This is a genomic window from Jejuia pallidilutea (genome assembly GCF_002973595.1).
GTDB classification, from domain to species: Bacteria; Bacteroidota; Bacteroidia; order Flavobacteriales; family Flavobacteriaceae; genus Jejuia; species Jejuia pallidilutea.
Map to the genome: position 1 here is coordinate 67,221 of NZ_PVEO01000006.1, position 17,719 is coordinate 84,939.

The following is a 17,719-nucleotide window of genomic DNA, read 5'->3' on the forward strand; positions in this document are numbered from 1 at the left end:
TTTCTAGTTGTTATAGTTAGTAAAACATAATACAATGTATAAATTTTTTGTCACAATTTGTAAATAAACTAATTTCCACCGCGGAATAAAATCCTTATGAAAAAGTATTTCTACGTTATAAACATTCAGTATTTAGGCTATCGTTTTCATGGTTGGCAAAAGCAACCCGATGTAAAAACATTGCATTTAATGGTAGATAGAACCTTAAACTTTATCTTAGAAGGTAAGTATTTTAAAAGCTTAATTTCTGGAAGAACAGATGCGATGGTTTCAGCGGAAAACACAGCCTTCGAGTTGTTTTTAAAAGAACCTTTAGAAGATAATAACGTATTTCTAGAGCTGTTTAATTATAATTTACCTCAAGATATCAGAGCCTTAAGTTTGCGGGAGGTAGATAAGGATTTTAATATTATAAATCATTCTAAGGTAAAAGAATATTTATATCTGTTTACATATGGTGAAAAATGTCATCCCTTTTGTGCTCCAATAATGACAACGATTTTAGATGACTTAGATATAGACCTTATGAAACAAGGTGCTAAACTGTTTGAAGGCGAAAACTATCTATGGTCGTATTGCTATAAACCAACTGAAAACGGGGTTTATACCAGAGAAATTTTAACCTGCGAATTGGTGGAAAACACCTTATATTCTGCTAATTATTTCCCAGAACAATCCTATATACTTCGCGTAAAAGGCAAAGGTTTTATGCGTAACCAAATTCGTTTAATGATGGGAACATTAATCGATTTGGGAAAAGGCAACTTAACGCTTCAAGACATTAAAAATAGCCTTGTTCCAAACAGTAAAATTAAAATGAATTACATAGCTCCAGCATCTGGTTTAATTCTTAAAAACATCGATTTTATTGATTAGATCTCTGTTTTATTCTCTAAATTTTTTTAACACTTTCCGCTTTTTTTAACATAATTTAAGTTAAATAAATCTTAATGCAGTTAAACCTTGTTAAATGGCTTGACATTTTCTGTTATACCTATAGTTTATATAGTGTAATCTTAAAAAAACACAAATTATGAGCTATTTAAATATGAATGACGAAGAATTAATACCTGTGGTAGTGGAATTAAATATTTTACTAGCCGATTATCATGTGTATTATCAGAAATTAAGAAGTAAACATTGGAATATTATCGGAAAAAATTTCTTTGACCTACACGAAAAGTTTGAAGAATTATACAACGATGCCAAATTAAAAATAGATGAAATTGCAGAACGTATTTTAACACTGCGGTATCATCCGATGAGTAAGTTGGAAGACTATTTAAAAACGGCTTCAATAACCGAAGAGGCACCATTACAAACTGATAGTGATATGGTTGAAGATACCCTGAACGATCATAAAATAATGTTAGCCCAAATGACAAAAATTATTGAAAAAGCCGAAGAAGTATCTGATGAAGGCACTATAGACTTAATTGGAGCTTACATTAGAGAGCTAGAAAAATTTAGCTGGATGCTAAATGCATGGGGCAAGAAAACTACAGAAAATTTAAAAGAAGATGTTGTTGATGCGAACTAGTTGATAATCAATTTTTACAAAAAAATTAAGTATTAATCTTAAAAACTAAAAAAATGGAAAGTACCATCACAACAGCATTTAACGATCTTATTGATAAATTACAAGGTTGGTTAAGTGCCATAATACAAAACATACCAAATTTAATTCTGGCCATAATAGTAATGGCAGCTGCCTTCTTTATGGCGAGATATATTAGAAAATTTGTTTTAAAATTGGTTAAAAAACGTGTGCCACAAGAATCTGTTGCCAACATTATAGCTAAAATATCTGCAGTAGTAATAGTAGTGGCAGGATTGTTTTTAGCGTTAGGCATTTTAAATTTAAGTAAAATGTTAACATCGTTACTTGCAGGAGCCGGAGTTGCTGGTTTAGCAATTGGTTTAGCGCTACAAGGCACATTGTCTAACACATTTGCAGGAATTGTAATTTCATTTAGAAAACGTATACAAATAGGCAATTGGGTAGAAACCAATGGCTATTCAGGTGAAGTTATAGATGTAAACCTTAAAGAATTTGTTTTAAAGGAAGCAGATAATAACATTGTAGTAATACCTAATAAAATGATTCTAGAAAATCCTTTAAAAAATTACTCGTTAACAACTAGAATGCGTGTATTTTTAGAATGCGGCGTAGGGTATGAGTCTGATTTAGAGGAAGTAGAAAAACTCACAAAAGAAGTAATAGCAAAAACCTTCGATCAAGTAGAACGTCCTGATGATGTAGAGTTCTATTTTACCGAGTTTGGTGATAGTTCAATTAATTACTTATGTAGATTTTGGATTGATGCAGAAAGTATGTTAGAAAAATTAAAATCTAAAACCAAGGCAATTATTGAAATTAAAAAAGCCTATGATAAGGCAGGAATCAATATTCCATTCCCTATTAGAACGCTTCAGTTCGATAACGAACTTAATTTTGACGAATCTGTTCTAAGTAATGGTTACTCAAATAACTAGGTGTAATCTATAATTTTCATAACAACACACATTAATTGTATATGCACTAATGGCATATACAATTATGTATTATATTATTGTGAGTAACTAAAATTTAACAACTTAAATATTGAGGATATTAAGAGAGAAGCAAATGAAAATTCAGAAACGCTATAAGACGATGTAAAAGATGAGATTATAAAGAAGTAAAAGAAGAAGCGAAAACAAACAAATACATGTTGTAAAGAAGCTTTAAGTATAACACTAAAAAAACAATACTATGAAACATACAATATATGCATTGGTATTACTAATTTTTGGTACTACCTATGCCCAAAAAAAACCTACAGAAGTAAAAAAAGAAACAGAAGTTAAAACCGTTACGTATAAAAATGGAAAAGATACAAAGGAAGGCAAAGTTAAGGTAATATCTAAGGAAACAGCTAATGTAAGGTTAGATGCTAACGATGCCAATAAAGTTAACCAAGACAGGATGCCTGCAACCAAAAAGGTAGAAACCACTGTTATGGTTGACAAAGACTCTGATAAAGCATACGATATTATAACTAAGGATAGTTATTTTGTTAATATGAGCAACAATTATAAATTCAGCCCAAACAATTCAGGGTTCGACATTACGCACATAAGTGAGAATCATGAATTTGTATCGGTTGGAAAAGCTTGGAATTCTTATAACCCAGGCACTTATATTATAAGCGGTAAAGAATATGATGGCATTGGATACTTTGATAAAGACGGCAATTTTATTATTGAATATTACGATGAAAGTTCAAACAGCATTAAATCTGTTACCTTCAACGAAAAGATTGAAAGAATGTAAAAAACTCTTAATCTTAGATTAATAGCAAATGTCCCGATTCAATTCGGGACTTTTTGTATTTTAGAACTCCATTAATTAGAAATAAACTATGAGCGTAACCATACCAAAATCAGCCTTTACATTTTTTAAAAAATTAGAAAAAAACAACAATCGCGATTGGTTTAACGAAAACAAACCAGAATTTAAAGCCATTGAAGGCGAGGTGAAATTGTTTTACAATGCGCTTTTTCAAAGTTTAAATAAACATGACGATATAGATAAACTTAAAATTTTTAGAATATACCGCGATGTAAGATTTTCTAAAAATAAGCTGCCCTATAAACCCCATTTTGGCGGGTCTTTTCACAGGGCAAAACCAAGACTAAGAGGTGGTTACTATGTGCATATACAACCTAATAACGAAAGTTTTATAGCAACTGGATTTTGGGAGCCTGCCAAAGAAGATTTGCTAAGAATTAGAAAAGAATTTGAAATGGATGATTCTGAAATAAGGGATATTCTAGCAAACAAAGCATTCAATTCCGTTTGGGGCGACACCTTTGTAGGCGACGAAGTTAAAACCGCTCCAAAAGGTTTTAATAAGGAGCATAAGGCCATAGACCTTATTAAGAAAAAGCAGTATATATTCATAAAGAAATATACCGATACCGAAGTACTAGCCGATAATTTTTTACAAGAAGTAGATAATGCCTTTAAAACAGTACGCCCGTTTTTTGATTATATGAGCGATGTGTTAACAACAGATTTGAATGGTGTGTCTTTAGTAGATTAAACCGCTGCTAAAAACTCAGGTTTTTCAAACAATTGTATATTACTTATTAAGCGTTGTTTTACTATATTCATCATACGCTTGTTTAAAGCCGAAGAGTTTTTAATATAAATTTCATATTCCTCAACAGTAAAAAGCCCAATAACCATACCTTTCATGGAGTTTCGCAACTTCATATCTTTTTGAATGGCATTTTCAATGTAATCTATTCGCTTGTCTATCGATAAATCGTAAAACACAGATTTATGTTTTTTTATATAGTTTTTAAAAACGGCAATAAGTAAATTATTTTGAAACTTGATAATTGGGCGCAACACTAAATTCTGAAAACGTTCATCTGCACTCATGTTATCATGAACTATACTGTTTGGAATTTCGGGGCGAATGTTTTTAATACTAAATTGTCTAGAGTCCATTTTCGTAGATTTTTAATAAAAATATATAAATATGTAGGCTTATTATGTTTAGCTAGTTTATAATTGTTAACGGGTTTATTAACATTGAAGTTTTTATCTTTATAAAAAATTAAATAATGAAATTTGGAAGCGTTGATACACCAGAATTAATAGATTTTACTTTACCTAAAGATCACCCAGACACAAAACGAGTACTTAAAAGTGCAAAAAAAGACTCCAAAATTTCTAAACCAGATATTTATGTAGGCTGTGCGAAATGGAATAGAGCAGACTTAAAAGGGTTTTATCCACGAGGTACCAAAGACGAATTAGCATATTATTCCTCTCAATTTAACTCCATTGAGCTAAATGCAACGTTCTACAGAATTTTTCCTGCTGAACAATTTGCAACATGGTACAATAAAACACCTAAAGGCTTTAAATTCTTTCCTAAGTTAAATCAAGAAATTAGTCATTGGAAACGGCTAAACGGCACTAACGAAGTTGTAGAAAATTATCTTTATAATGCTTCTAATTTAAAAGAAAAATTGGGCACAATATTTTTGCAAATGCACAATAATTTTACTCCTAAAGATTTTAATAGGGTTGTGGAGTTTGTAGAGCATTGGCCAAAGCACATGCCGCTAGCTGTAGAGTTTAGACATACCGATTGGTATAACGATAAGGCCATTGCAGAAAATTTATACCAACTTTTAGAAGCCAATAACATATCTAATGTTATTGTAGACACAGCAGGACGACGCGATTTAATGCATATGCGGTTAACCAATGCCACTGCATTTATACGTTACGTTGGTGCTAATCACCAATCTGACTATACACGTTTAGACGATTGGGTAGAGCGTTTAAAACACTGGAAAGATATGGGGATTAAAGAAATAGATTTTTTCATTCATCAAAATATTGAAAAAGAATCACCTTTACTATCAGCATATTTTATAGAAAAAATAAACAGTGTGTTAGGATGTAACTTAACCATACCAAACGAGGCACAACAAAACACATTATTTTAAACATATATTATAAATTATGAGATTTCACACAAGAAAATGGATTAAACCCGAAGACTTAAATGCTAATGGCACTTTATTTGGCGGTAGGCTCTTAGAATGGATTGATGAAGAGGCAGCCTTGTACAGCGTTGTGCAATTAGAAAACCAAAAAGTAGTTACAAAATATATTAGTGAAATAGATTTTAAATCTTCTGCGAAACAAGGCGATGTTATAGAAATTGGTATAGATGCGATAAAATTTGGTAAAGCTTCGCTAACCTTGTGCTGCGAGGTTAGAAATATGCGAACTAGGGAAACCATTATTACTATTTCTAACATTGTTATGGTAAATATAGGGCCCGATGGTAAAGTTCTACCCCATGGAAAAACTAAAGTGGAATATGTAAAAGATAGATTATAAGGATTAAGTCTCAAGTGTCTTTAAAAATTATAATCAATTTTTTGATTTCATTGCATAAAATGCAATTAATACTGTGTCCATTGTGTTTTTTATAAAAATAAAATAACAAAGTGCTATAAAGTTTCGATTAACTGTAATAAAATTTAACTTTGTAACCCTTTATTAAATTTGAATTATTTATGAGCAAGACATTGTTTGACAAAGTATGGGATTCGCATGTAGTGCGTAAAATTAAAGACGGACCAGATGTATTCTTTATCGATCGTCATTTTATACATGAAGTTACTAGTCCAGTAGCATTCGTTGGGTTAAAACAACGAGGTATTGGCGTAATGTATCCAGAGCGTACATTTGCTACCGCAGACCACAATACACCAACTTGGAACCAGCATTTACCAGTTGCAGATCCATTATCTGCAAACCAACTAGAGGCTTTAGCTAATAATGCTGCCGAATATGGTATTTCGCATTGGGGCTTGGGCCACAGAAACAATGGTATTGTTCATATTGTTGGACCAGAAAACGGAATTACATTACCAGGATCTACTATTGTTTGTGGCGATTCGCATACCTCTACACATGGTGCATTTGGTGCTATAGCTTTTGGTATCGGTACTTCTGAAGTAGAAATGGTATTGTCTACGCAATGTATTATGCAACCTAAGCCTAAGAAAATGCGTATAAACGTAAATGGAGAATTAGGCTTTGGTGTTACACCTAAAGATGTAGCACTATATATTATTTCACAACAAACTACGTCTGGTGCCACAGGTTATTTTGTAGAGTATGCTGGCGATGTATTCGAGAATATGTCTATGGAAGGCCGTATGACTGTTTGTAATCTATCTATAGAGATGGGTGCTCGTGGTGGTATGATTGCTCCAGATGAAAAAACTTTTGAATATATAAAAGGTAGAAAGCATACACCTAAAGGTGCAGATTGGGATAAGGCCATGGTATATTGGCAAACCCTAAAAACCGATGACGATGCAGAGTTTGATGTAGAGTTTAATTACAATGCTGCAGATATTGAGCCAATGATAACTTATGGTACCAATCCAGGAATGGGAATGGGAGTAACGAAATCTATCCCCTTGGCTGAAGATGTTCAAGGTGGCGTGGCTACATACAAAAAATCATTGGGCTACATGAAGTTTAATGAAGGCGATAACATGATAGGTAAGCAGGTGGATTATGTATTCCTTGGATCGTGCACTAACGGACGTATAGAAGATTTTAGAGCATTTTGCTCTATAGTTGAAGGCCGTAAAAAAGCAGATAACATTACCGCTTGGTTAGTGCCTGGGTCTCATAAAGTTGTAGATCAAATTAAAGAAGAAGGATTAGACAAAATACTAGAAGCTGCTGGATTTGTATTAAGAGAACCTGGTTGTTCTGCATGTTTGGCTATGAATGATGATAAAGTGCCTGCCGGAAAATTAGCCGTATCTACATCTAACCGTAATTTTGAAGGACGCCAAGGCCCAGGGTCTAGAACATTACTCGCTTCTCCTTTAGTTGCTGCTGCAACTGCAGTTACGGGCGTAGTAACCGATCCTAGAACAATTATGGAAGTAACAGTGTAAATAGCTATTGGCTTTTGGCCATTAAAAAAAATATAAATAATATAAAGTCTGCCAAAAGCAAAATGCTAAAGGCAAAAAGAAAATAAAATATGGCTTACGATAAATTTGAAGTATTAACAAGTACCGCATATCCTTTACCAATAGAGAATGTGGATACAGACCAAATTATACCTGCACGTTTCTTAAAAGCTACAAAGCGTGAAGGATTTGGAGATAATTTTTTCCGTGATTGGAGATATGATTCTGAAGGAAATCCTATTGCAGATTTTCCTTTAAACGATTCAAAATACGAAGGTTCTAAAATTTTAGTAGGAGGCAAGAATTTTGGTTCTGGTTCTTCTAGAGAGCATGCTGCATGGGCGGTTTACGATTTTGGATTACGCTGTGTAATATCTTCCTTTTTTGCAGATATATTTAGAAATAACTGTTTAAATATTGGTGTATTGCCTGTACAAGTTTCAGCAGAATTTGCTCAAAAATTATTTGATGCTATAGAAGCAGATCCTAAAACAGAAATTAAGGTAGATTTACCCAACCAAACCGTAACATTAATGGCTACCGGAGAATCTGAAACCTTTGATATTAACGACTACAAAAAGGGCAATATGCTAAATGGTTTTGATGATATTGATTATCTTCAAAACATGAAAGAAGAAGTGAGAGCATTTGCAGAAACACGACCTTTCTAGAAGTATAGTGGTGAAACAAAAAAATTAAATCAACATCTAAAAAGCATTTCATTTAATTATGAAATGCTTTTTGTGAATTTATTAAACTCTCGATGCCTAAAAGAAGAATAGAAATAATGGATACAACGTTACGCGATGGAGAACAAACCTCTACCGTATCGTTTTCTGCTTCAGAAAAATTAACTATTGCGAAACTTTTACTAGAAGAATTAAAAGTAGACCGCATAGAGGTTGCATCGGCTAGAGTATCTGAAGGGGAGTTTCAAGCAGTAAAAGATATTACAGATTGGGCTGCTGAAAATGGGTATTTAGAACAAGTAGAAGTCTTAACCTTTGTAGACAATGGAGTTTCATTACAATGGATGGAAGAAGCAGGAGCAAAGGTTCAAAACCTACTAACTAAAGGTTCATTAAACCATTTAACTCATCAGCTTAAAAAAACACCTAATCAACATTTTAGCGAAGTAAAAGAAGTAGTTGATTTGGCCTCAGAAAAAGGAATTGTAACCAATGTTTATTTAGAAGATTGGAGCAATGGCATGCGTAATTCTAAAGCTTATGTTTTTGAATTTTTAGAGTTTTTAAAATCTCAAAATATTGCTAGAATTATGTTGCCCGATACTTTGGGGGTATTAACTCCGCAAGAATCCTTCAATTTTATAAAAGAAATAAAAGACAAATATCCAGACTTACATTTCGATTTTCATGCCCATAACGATTACGATTTAGGCGTATCAAACGCTATGGAAAGCCTAAAAGCTGGAGCCGATGGTTTACACTTAACCGTAAATGGCATGGGAGAACGTGCTGGAAACGCTCCAATGAGCAGTACCATTGCGGTTATTAACGATTTTATGCCCGACATAAAAATGGGCGTAAACGAAAAAGTACTGTATACGGTAAGCAAGTTGGTTGAAAATTTCTCTGGTGTAATGATTCCTGCCAATAAACCTATTGTAGGTGCCAATGTGTTTACCCAAACTGCTGGTATTCACGCAGATGGAGACAACAAGAAAAATCTCTATTTTAGCGATTTAATGCCAGAGCGCTTTGGAAGAACACGCCAATATGCATTGGGAAAAGCTTCTGGAAAAGCAAACATTCAAAAGAATTTACAACAATTAGGGCTACAGCTTAACGACGAGGATTTAAAGAAGGTTACGCAACGTATCATAGAGTTAGGCGATAAAAAGCAAGTAGTAACTAAAGAGGATTTACCTTATATTATTTCAGATGTTTTAGACAGAACTTACGAAGAAAAAGTAACGGTTAACTCCTATGTTTTAACACATTCAAAAGGTTTAAAACCTTCTACAACTGTATCTATAACCATAGAAGGTGAAACGTTTGAAGCTAATTCTCAAGGAGATGGACAGTTTGATGCATTTATGAATGCAACAAGAAACGTATTTAAAAAGAAGAAAATTGTACTACCTCAATTAATAGATTACGCTGTTAGAATCCCTCCAGGAAGTAACTCTGACGCGTTGTGTGAAACTATAATTACGTGGAAAAACGAAAGTAAAGAGTTTAAAACACGTGGCCTAGACTCAGACCAAACGGTGTCTGCTATTAAAGCCACAGAAAAAATGTTAAATATTATTATTAATTAAGCATATAAACCAAACAAATGAAATTAAACATAGCGCTTTTAGCGGGAGATGGTATTGGACCAGAAGTTATAGAGCAAGCAGTAAAAGTTAGTGATGCGGTTGCTAAAAAATTTGGACATGAGATTAATTGGAAACCAGCCTTAACGGGTGCTGCGGCAATTGACGCTGTTGGGGAACCTTATCCAGACGAAACACACGAAATTTGTAAAAATTCTGATGCGGTATTATTTGGCGCCATTGGTCACCCAAAGTTTGATAATGATCCATCTGCCAAAGTTCGTCCAGAACAAGGTTTGTTAAAAATGCGTAAGGCTTTAGGTTTATTTGCCAATGTACGACCAACGTTTACATTTCCCTCGTTATTAGATAAATCACCATTAAAAAAAGAGCGTATAGAAGGTACAGATTTGGTATTTTTAAGAGAGCTTACAGGCGGTATTTACTTTGGTGAAAAAGGGAGAAGAGATGAAGGTGAAACTGCTTATGATAATTGTGTGTACACAAGGGCAGAAGTACAGCGTTTGGCTAAAAAAGGTTTTGAACTAGCAATGACACGTTCTAAAAAACTATGTTGTGTGGATAAAGCTAACGTTTTAGAAACTTCTAGACTGTGGCGTGAAACCGTACAAGCTATGGAAAAAGATTATCCAGAGGTTGAAGTTAGTTACGAATTTGTTGATGCTGTAGCAATGCGTTTGGTACAATGGCCAAATAGCTATGATGTATTAATTACCGAAAACCTTTTTGGAGATATTTTAACAGATGAAGCTTCTGTAATTTCAGGGTCTATGGGATTAATGCCTTCTGCGTCTTTGGGGTCGGATATTGGTTTGTTTGAGCCAATACACGGGTCTTACCCACAAGCTACTGGTAAAAACATCGCAAACCCTATGGCAACAGTATTATCTGCGGCCATGATGTTTGAAAACTTTGGTTTACAGGAAGAAGGAAAAGCTATCAGATCGGTTGTAAACGAAGCTTTAAACAAAGGTGTTGTTACCGAAGATTTAGCAGATGGCGGAAAAGCCTATGGCACTAAAGAAGTTGGTGACTGGTTAGCCGCTAATATTTAGAACATTAAACTATTTTTTAATAGAAGGCCTCACAGGTATAAAAACCTGTGGGGCTTTTTTTAATTTTTAAGATTGAGTGATGAAGGTAACTCAAAAATTTCTAAGCCAAAATAAGGAACAGCAGCCAGAACATGGTCAAAAATATCAGCCATTATATATTCGTAATTTACCCAGCGTTTGTCGCTGCTAAATGCATAAATTTCTATAGGCAAACCCTGAGCAGTTGGTGCAAGTTGTCGTACCATTATGGTCATATCTTTATTTATGGCAGAATGGTTTTCAATGTATGTTTGAATATATTTTCTAAATACCCCAATATTAGTAAGGTTTCTACCGTTTAAAAGCAGCTCTTTATTAATATTGTTGTTTTTATTATAGGCTTCAACATCTTTTTGTTTGTCTTCTAAATAAGGCTTTATAAGTTGTATATGTTTAAGTTTCTCTATATCGGAAGCGGTTAAACATTTTATACTATCTTGTTTAATATTTACCGCACGTTTAATGCGTCTTCCACCAGAATTTGTCATGCCTCTCCAGTTCTTAAATGAATCTGAAATTAAGGCATATGTTGGTATAGTGGTTATGGTTTTATCAAAGTTTTGAACCTTTACCGTGGCAAGGTTAATTTCTATCACGTCACCATCGGCACCATATTTTTCAAATGTAATCCAGTCGCCTATGCGTACCATATCGTTTATAGATACTTGAATACTGGCTACAAAACCTAAAATAGTATCTTTAAACACTAATATGATAACTGCAGAAATAGCCCCCATTCCAGTTAAAAACTTTAAGAAGGGTATGTCTGTAATAATAGCAATGGCGGACATTATACCTGCTAACCACGCAAAAATCATAAAAACCTGTATGTAGCTATCAATAGGTTTATCCTTTAGTCTTGGTAAGGTTTTTAAGAAATCTTTGATTGTATGCAGTACGCTTCTAACTATCCAAAGAGTTAGTATTATGGCAAATACTTTTAAGCCTTTTTCAATGATGATTTCAAAATTATAAAAATCGGCAAAAACATCAGGAACAAACTCTAACGCTATTAGGAGCGGAATAATATGCGCTATATTTCTAGGAACTTTATTGGAAATTAAAAGATCATCAAAATTAGTTTTGGAGCGCTTTGCAAATTGTGAAAACGCACCAATAAGTATTTTTCTAATAACAATATCAACTATAAATATTATAAGTAGTAAACCAATTAATAGTATTAACATGTTTAGGTATTCCGCAGCTTGTTCAGAAAGTCCATAATCTGTTAATTTATTAAACACCCAATGTTTAAGCGTTACAGCTTTTTCAGTAGTGGTGTTATTAATATTTTCGGTTTGAATCATTTAACTGTTTTTAAATATTTTTTATCGATATAAAATGTTCCGAATGGTACAATTGCAGCTATAAGTACTATTGCAAATTCTTTATTTGTCCAGTTAAGGTCGTTTTTTATTAAAAAAGCAATTGCTACATAAGCTACAAATAACAAACCATGTGGCATGCCTAAAAGTTTTACGTATTGTGGGTCGTTTGCTAAATATTTAATAGGTGTAGCTATAAATAGCAAAAGTATATATGATACGCCTTCTAGTAAGGCTACAACTCTAAAGGTATTTAAAAAAGAAAACATAGGCTTGTATTTTCTGCAAAAGTAGAACAGAACAACTACAAAATACTACGATTTAAGATTTTTTTATAAGGTGTTAAAGATGATAAGTCCGTAAATTACAAAACGAACTAAACGAAGTAGACCAAATAAGGCAACAATTTTAAAAGGAAACTTAATTATACCAGCTGCTATACAAGAAATTGAAAACGGCAGCGGTAATAATGCACCAACAACTATTAAAAACCCTCCCCATTTTCTAGAGTTTTTTAATTGTTTTTGCATTTTTACTTCTAGATAATTATGAACTGAAGGTATTTTAGTAATCATTTGCCCCATAACATAAGCTAGCAAACCGCCTGCATATGATAATACGGCTAGAATACTTAAATATCCCCAAGGATTAGGCATTTTTCCAGACCAAGCAATAAAAATTTCTGGTGGAATTAAGCCTAAAAGAGTTTCTGAAACAAAAAAGAAACTAAGCACACCATAAGAGGGTAGTAGTTCTGTAAGTTTTATTAACGCAGCATTAATATCAAAAAAATGATTTATGGTATAAATTGCAATTATAGCACCAATAATGTAGGGTAGCGCATTTTTTACGGCTTGCCATACAAAACTATAAAAGCCTGTATAGCTATAATATTGATGAAGTAATTTTAAGCGAGATTTACTGCTTTTTGTTTTAGATTTCGGTTTCATGTTAATAACTCAAGGCGTGCAAATATAGCAGTGAATAGTAAAATCAAAAAATAAATAATGTTAATTAGTGATTTTTTAACTAAAATTATAACACCTTATTTCGCAGTGAGATATTCTACTTTTTATATGAACCATTAGCAAATTGCGCAACCAACTTTCTGTCTGCAGTTCTACAAGTTGATGGAAAATCATGAAAATAGAGACATTCTGGTAATCCTTCAACAAAAGTTATTCTTACTGTACCAGTACTTTCGCCACTCCAGCCAGTGTAGCGGTATCTTGCGGTCATTTCCATTGGTCTGTTTTGTTCGTCTTTTTTAGTTATGGTAGCATTGGTAATACTTCCACGTCTATATTGGTTCATAGCCCATTTTTTTGAATGCTCATAAACCAAATCTTCTGCTAATTTCGAAAAATTTTGGTTGTTAATAGAAATAGATACTTTTCTTGCTTCCTCACCATTTACTAATATGGGCTGTTTATTGGTGGCAAACCTGCGTAAATTTTCTTCAAAGCGCATTAAGCCATCACTTTTACAACCATTTAATTTTATTAACGTAGCCATATCAGATTTTATGGCTTTTGCTTTGTCTACCAAACTTAATGCTTCTCCAACAGGATTTTTTTGAGACATCATTTTATACATATTACGAAACGCATCAACAGATTGTGATTTTTCAATAACTTCTTGTGCATTACGCATTTCGGGTTTAGCATAAAGCCCTCTGCCAACGTCTACCCATTCTACACAGGTTCTACTAATTTCCCAACCATAACCATCTTTAGTAACTCTTTCTCTTACACATTCTGCTCGCATAAGCTCTACTTTGTTTGCAGGCAAGCTATTAGCACAATTTATGGCATATGCATCAATATATTCGTTAAGAAGTAAAACAAATGTAGTTTCATCCCTATCAAAAGGAATATTGATAAAATCGCCTTTAAAAATTTTTGTAACTAGTGTTTCATAATACAATCCTTTAGCTGAAAATACAGGGGTATTTTGGCTAGCTACCGATAATGTAGCCCAACAGTAAATAAAGAAACTTAGAAGAAGGCTTTGTTTTTTGCTATGCGTGAGGGATGCCATAAAAAAAATATTTTATTTTCTGTAGAAAAAGTCTATCAAATAAATATACAATAAACTAATTTATAGACCATTACTTTTTTTAGGTAATTTTTAAATTACCACGTTATTTATCGTATTAAATTTTTTTAAATAGATGGATAAAGGTACTATTATGTTATGTTAAAATAGTTTTTGTGGAAATTATAGAGTGTATCAGTATAAAGTTATTTATGTAATAATTCTGGGTTGTTTGTAATAATGCCATCTACACCAAGGCCAATAAGTGCCTCAGCTGTTTTTGGGTTGTTAACCGTCCAAACATTTACTTTTTTTCCGTGAGATTTTAAATGTTTTATTACAGCTTTGTTTGCAAACGCATAATTAATACTGTACTCTTTAATGTAATTATACTTCTCTAAATCCAACCTGTCAATTGTGTTAGAAACTATAAAAGGAGTGAATTTTAATTTACCGACAAACAATTTATGAATTGCTATATTAGGGTTTAGCTCGTGTATTGTCATTAAAACGTTATCATCAAAAGAATGAATAAATATCCAATCTTCAGCATTATACTTTTTTATAAGTTTTAGTATATGCTTTTCTATATTCGGGTAAAAATCATGTCCTTTTTTAATTTCAATTATAAGTTCGCATTTACCGTTAATTAATTGAATAATGGTTTCTAATTTCGGAATTTCTTCACCTGTAAACGCTTTTGAGAACCAACTGCCTGCATCTAGTTTAGAAAGTTCTCTATAAGTTTTTTCCTTTATTAATCCCTCACCATCAGTAGTTCTATTTAGCGTAATATCATGCATTAAAACAACCGTACTATCTTTAGTTTGCTGTACATCTACTTCTATACGATGGGGTTTAAGTTTTAAAGCTTTAACTATGGCTGCCTTGGTATTTTCTGGCGCTAAACTAGAAGCGCCTCTGTGCGCTATTATTTTGTATTCAGGATTAGGGTTTGTATTAGGAATGTTCTTAAAAAAAATTGGAGAAAGTGATAAAGCAATATAGATGATACAGGTGGATGCTATGATAATTATTATGTAACATATTTTTTTCACTTAATTCCTAGCTTTAAAATGAAAAGTAAATTTAGCATAAAATCCTACAATACAGATAATCTACTCTAACAAAAACGCTTTTAAATCTTCATAAGTTGAAATAACAGTTGATTTCTTTTCTTTCCCCATAACAGATTGTATTTGTTTTGGTAAAGGTTGTTTTTTATCTATAACGTCTTCTACTACATCTAAAAATTTAGTAGGATGTGCTGTTTCTAAAAAAACACAATGTGCATTCGGGTTTTCCTTTAAATAAGATTTACAACCTAAGTATCCCACAGCACCATGAGGATCTGCAACATAGTTATATTGATTGTAGATTTCTAACATAGCTTCTTTCGTTTCTTCGTCTGTAAAACTATAAGAAGATAAATTTTCTTTTAAAACTTCAAATTGATTTTTATAAATCTCTTGTATGCGAATAAAATTACTCGGTGCACCAACATCCATGGCATTACTTATGGTTTGTATGGATGGTTTTGGCTCGTATAATTGTGAAATTAAATAGCGTGTTACTACGTTATTTACATTGTTTGATGCAATAAAATGGTGTATTGGTAAACCTAATTGTTGTGCCATCATACCTGCGCAAACGTTACCAAAATTACCACTAGGTACAGAAAAAACAATGTTATTATATGTTTTATGTAATTGCTTGTATGCAAACATAAAATAGAATAACTGTGGCAACCAACGTGCTACATTTATGGAGTTTGCAGACGTTAACTGCATTTGGCTTGTAAGTGCGTTATCTAAAAATGCCGTTTTTACCATGGCTTGACAATCGTCAAAAGTACCATTAACTTCAAGCGCCTTAATGTTTTGTCCTAGGGTTGTTAATTGTTTTTCTTGAATATCGCTTACTTTTCCGCTAGGGTATAGGATTACAACATTAACACCTTTTACACCCAAAAAACCGTTAGCCACAGCGCCACCCGTATCTCCTGAAGTTGCTACTAATACGGTAACCTCTTTGTTATTATCTTGGTTAAAATACCCTAAACAACGTGCCATAAACCGTGCGCCTACATCTTTAAAAGCCATAGTAGGCCCATGGAATAATTCTAACGTAGATATATTTTCGTTTAGTTTAACAACGGGAAATTCAAAAGATAATGTTTCCTCAACAATGGTTTTTAAAACCTCTTCAGGAATTTCTGGTAAAATAAATTGTTTTATGGCCTCGTATGCTATTTCAGAATACGATTTATCATCAATAGTATCAAAAAAAACTTTTGGTAGTGGTGATATGCTTTCAGGAAAATATAAACCTTTATCGGGTGCCAAACCTTTTATAACAGCATTTTTAAATGTTGATTTAGGTGCTTGTTTGTTGAGTGAGTAGTAGTTCATTGTCCAGTAATACCTGAGCCTACAGATATTTATTTTTTAATTTGTTAAGAGATAATTTTAACCCCTTCAGTATTTATTTTACTAACATGAATATCATAATCAATTACTAAATCCATGTATACATTTTCTAAACTTGCTTTTACATTATTAGCTACATCCAACCCTTTACTTAATGAAAAAATAGAGGGACCAGAACCTGAAATACCACAGCCTAAAGCACCAGCATCTAAAGCAGCGCTTTTTGCTTCTGTAAATAGTGGTATTAATTTGCTTCTGTATGGTTCTACTATAACATCTTTTAATGCGCTTTGTATTAAAGCGTAATCGCTAGTATGCAAAGCGTGTACAAAACTCCCAAGGTTGGCCCATTGCGTAATAGCATCACTTAAGTCAATTTGCTTAGGTAATAATCCTCTAGATTCAGAGGTTTTTATTTCAATTTGTGGATGAATAATGGTAGCATACAAATCCTTTGGTGTAGGTAGTTCTAGAACTTTTAGTGGCGACACACTTTTTACAAGTGTAAAACCACCAAAAAGGGCAGGTGCTAGGTTATCGGCATGTTCACACTTACTTGCTAAGGCTTCTCCTTTAATAGCAAATTCGGTTAACTGTGTTTTATTGTATGGTCTTCCTATTAACTCATTCATACCAAACACGCTGCCTACAGCACTTGCGGCGCTACTACCTATACCGCTTCCAGGTTTTATATTTTTATAAATTTCTATTTCAAAACCATAATCAACATTAATGGCATCGTACATAGCTAATGCCGAAACTCCGGCTACATTTGCCTTGGTCTCCAAAGGCAAGTCGAAACCTTCAATTTTAGTTATAAATATTCCTTTTTTATCTATTTTACGAATTACCATTTCGTCTCCAACGGTATCCAAACAAAAGCCCATAACATCAAAACCACAAGATACGTTGGCTACGGTTGCTGGTGAAAATATTCTAATTTCGTTCATTTTTTCTATTAAATAATGTTCTGCGGCACTAGTACAGGATATAGAACTTTCTTTGTATAATTCC

19 protein-coding genes are annotated in these 17,719 nt (G+C 33.0%); 11 read left to right on the forward strand and 8 right to left on the reverse strand.

Annotated features, from left to right (window positions below; all coding sequences use genetic code 11):
- Window positions 1-96 precede the first annotated feature (96 nt).
- The 5 genes from CLV33_RS11020 (at window position 97) to CLV33_RS11040 (ending at window position 4,088) form a co-directional block, all read left to right on the forward strand.
- Window positions 97-876: a tRNA pseudouridine synthase A gene (locus CLV33_RS11020; protein ID WP_105473958.1), complete on the forward strand. Its 780-nt coding sequence runs from the start codon at window positions 97-99 to the stop codon at window positions 874-876.
- Between the two features lie 157 nt (window positions 877-1,033).
- The gene (locus CLV33_RS11025; RefSeq protein ID WP_042243521.1) at window positions 1,034-1,540 is read left to right on the forward strand and encodes a Dps family protein; all 507 of its coding nucleotides are present in this window, start codon (window positions 1,034-1,036) and stop codon (window positions 1,538-1,540) included.
- 53 nt (window positions 1,541-1,593) lie between these two features.
- A complete protein-coding gene (locus CLV33_RS11030; RefSeq protein WP_105473959.1) occupies window positions 1,594-2,496 on the forward strand; it encodes a mechanosensitive ion channel family protein in 903 nt (300 codons plus the stop codon).
- Window positions 2,497-2,755: 259 nt separating this feature from the next.
- A complete protein-coding gene (locus CLV33_RS11035) occupies window positions 2,756-3,316 on the forward strand; it encodes a hypothetical protein (RefSeq protein ID WP_105473960.1) in 561 nt (186 codons plus the stop codon).
- Between the two features lie 88 nt (window positions 3,317-3,404).
- Window positions 3,405-4,088 (forward strand): DUF2461 domain-containing protein, encoded by a 684-nt coding sequence (locus tag CLV33_RS11040; protein ID WP_105473961.1) that lies wholly within the window; start codon window positions 3,405-3,407, stop codon window positions 4,086-4,088.
- Here CLV33_RS11040 and CLV33_RS11045 read toward each other — a convergent pair.
- A complete protein-coding gene (locus CLV33_RS11045; protein WP_105473962.1) occupies window positions 4,085-4,501 on the reverse strand; it encodes a glyoxalase in 417 nt (138 codons plus the stop codon). The two genes, CLV33_RS11040 and CLV33_RS11045, sit on opposite strands and share 4 nt — an antisense overlap.
- Window positions 4,502-4,617: 116 nt before the next feature.
- On the opposite strand from CLV33_RS11045, the gene CLV33_RS11050 reads away from it, so the two are divergent.
- The 6 genes from CLV33_RS11050 to leuB all read left to right on the forward strand — a co-directional run bounded on the left by CLV33_RS11050 (window position 4,618) and on the right by leuB (window position 10,875).
- Complete coding sequence (locus tag CLV33_RS11050) at window positions 4,618-5,514, forward strand: DUF72 domain-containing protein (protein ID WP_105473963.1); 897 nt, start codon at window positions 4,618-4,620, stop codon at window positions 5,512-5,514.
- A 16-nt stretch (window positions 5,515-5,530) separates the two neighbouring features.
- Window positions 5,531-5,914 (forward strand): acyl-CoA thioesterase, encoded by a 384-nt coding sequence (locus CLV33_RS11055; protein WP_042243546.1) that lies wholly within the window; start codon window positions 5,531-5,533, stop codon window positions 5,912-5,914.
- A 179-nt stretch (window positions 5,915-6,093) separates the two neighbouring features.
- Entirely contained in the window at window positions 6,094-7,500 is a 1,407-nt protein-coding gene (gene leuC, locus CLV33_RS11060) for a 3-isopropylmalate dehydratase large subunit (protein WP_042243549.1), read from the forward strand.
- Window positions 7,501-7,589: 89 nt separating this feature from the next.
- Window positions 7,590-8,189, forward strand: coding sequence for a 3-isopropylmalate dehydratase small subunit (gene leuD / locus CLV33_RS11065; RefSeq protein WP_105473964.1), 600 nt, complete (start codon window positions 7,590-7,592; stop codon window positions 8,187-8,189).
- A gap of 92 nt (window positions 8,190-8,281) precedes the next feature.
- Window positions 8,282-9,802, forward strand: coding sequence for an alpha-isopropylmalate synthase regulatory domain-containing protein (locus CLV33_RS11070; RefSeq protein ID WP_105473965.1), 1,521 nt, complete (start codon window positions 8,282-8,284; stop codon window positions 9,800-9,802).
- Window positions 9,803-9,819: 17 nt separating this feature from the next.
- Complete coding sequence (gene leuB, locus CLV33_RS11075) at window positions 9,820-10,875, forward strand: 3-isopropylmalate dehydrogenase (protein ID WP_045372569.1); 1,056 nt, start codon at window positions 9,820-9,822, stop codon at window positions 10,873-10,875.
- 59 nt (window positions 10,876-10,934) lie between these two features.
- Here leuB and CLV33_RS11080 read toward each other — a convergent pair whose 3' ends face one another.
- From CLV33_RS11080 to CLV33_RS11110, 7 genes are all read right to left on the reverse strand, one after another.
- Complete coding sequence (locus CLV33_RS11080; RefSeq protein ID WP_042243557.1) at window positions 10,935-12,221, reverse strand: mechanosensitive ion channel family protein; 1,287 nt, start codon at window positions 12,219-12,221, stop codon at window positions 10,935-10,937.
- On the reverse strand, window positions 12,218-12,508 hold the full coding sequence (locus CLV33_RS11085; protein ID WP_105473966.1) for a DUF3817 domain-containing protein: 291 nt from the start codon (window positions 12,506-12,508) through the stop codon (window positions 12,218-12,220). The genes CLV33_RS11080 and CLV33_RS11085 overlap by 4 nt, the downstream gene beginning before the upstream one ends.
- 63 nt (window positions 12,509-12,571) lie before the next feature.
- Window positions 12,572-13,189, reverse strand: coding sequence for a YqaA family protein (locus CLV33_RS11090; protein ID WP_105473967.1), 618 nt, complete (start codon window positions 13,187-13,189; stop codon window positions 12,572-12,574).
- Between the two features lie 115 nt (window positions 13,190-13,304).
- Window positions 13,305-14,279, reverse strand: a complete 975-nt coding sequence (locus CLV33_RS11095) for a hypothetical protein (protein ID WP_105473968.1) — start codon at window positions 14,277-14,279, stop codon at window positions 13,305-13,307.
- A gap of 203 nt (window positions 14,280-14,482) precedes the next feature.
- Window positions 14,483-15,334, reverse strand: coding sequence for a glycerophosphodiester phosphodiesterase (locus CLV33_RS11100; protein WP_105473969.1), 852 nt, complete (start codon window positions 15,332-15,334; stop codon window positions 14,483-14,485).
- Window positions 15,335-15,394: 60 nt separating this feature from the next.
- Complete coding sequence (gene thrC / locus CLV33_RS11105) at window positions 15,395-16,687, reverse strand: threonine synthase (RefSeq protein WP_045372571.1); 1,293 nt, start codon at window positions 16,685-16,687, stop codon at window positions 15,395-15,397.
- A 44-nt stretch (window positions 16,688-16,731) separates the two neighbouring features.
- On the reverse strand, window positions 16,732-17,655 hold the full coding sequence (locus CLV33_RS11110) for a homoserine kinase (protein WP_105474089.1): 924 nt from the start codon (window positions 17,653-17,655) through the stop codon (window positions 16,732-16,734).
- Window positions 17,656-17,719: the final 64 nt, after the last annotated feature.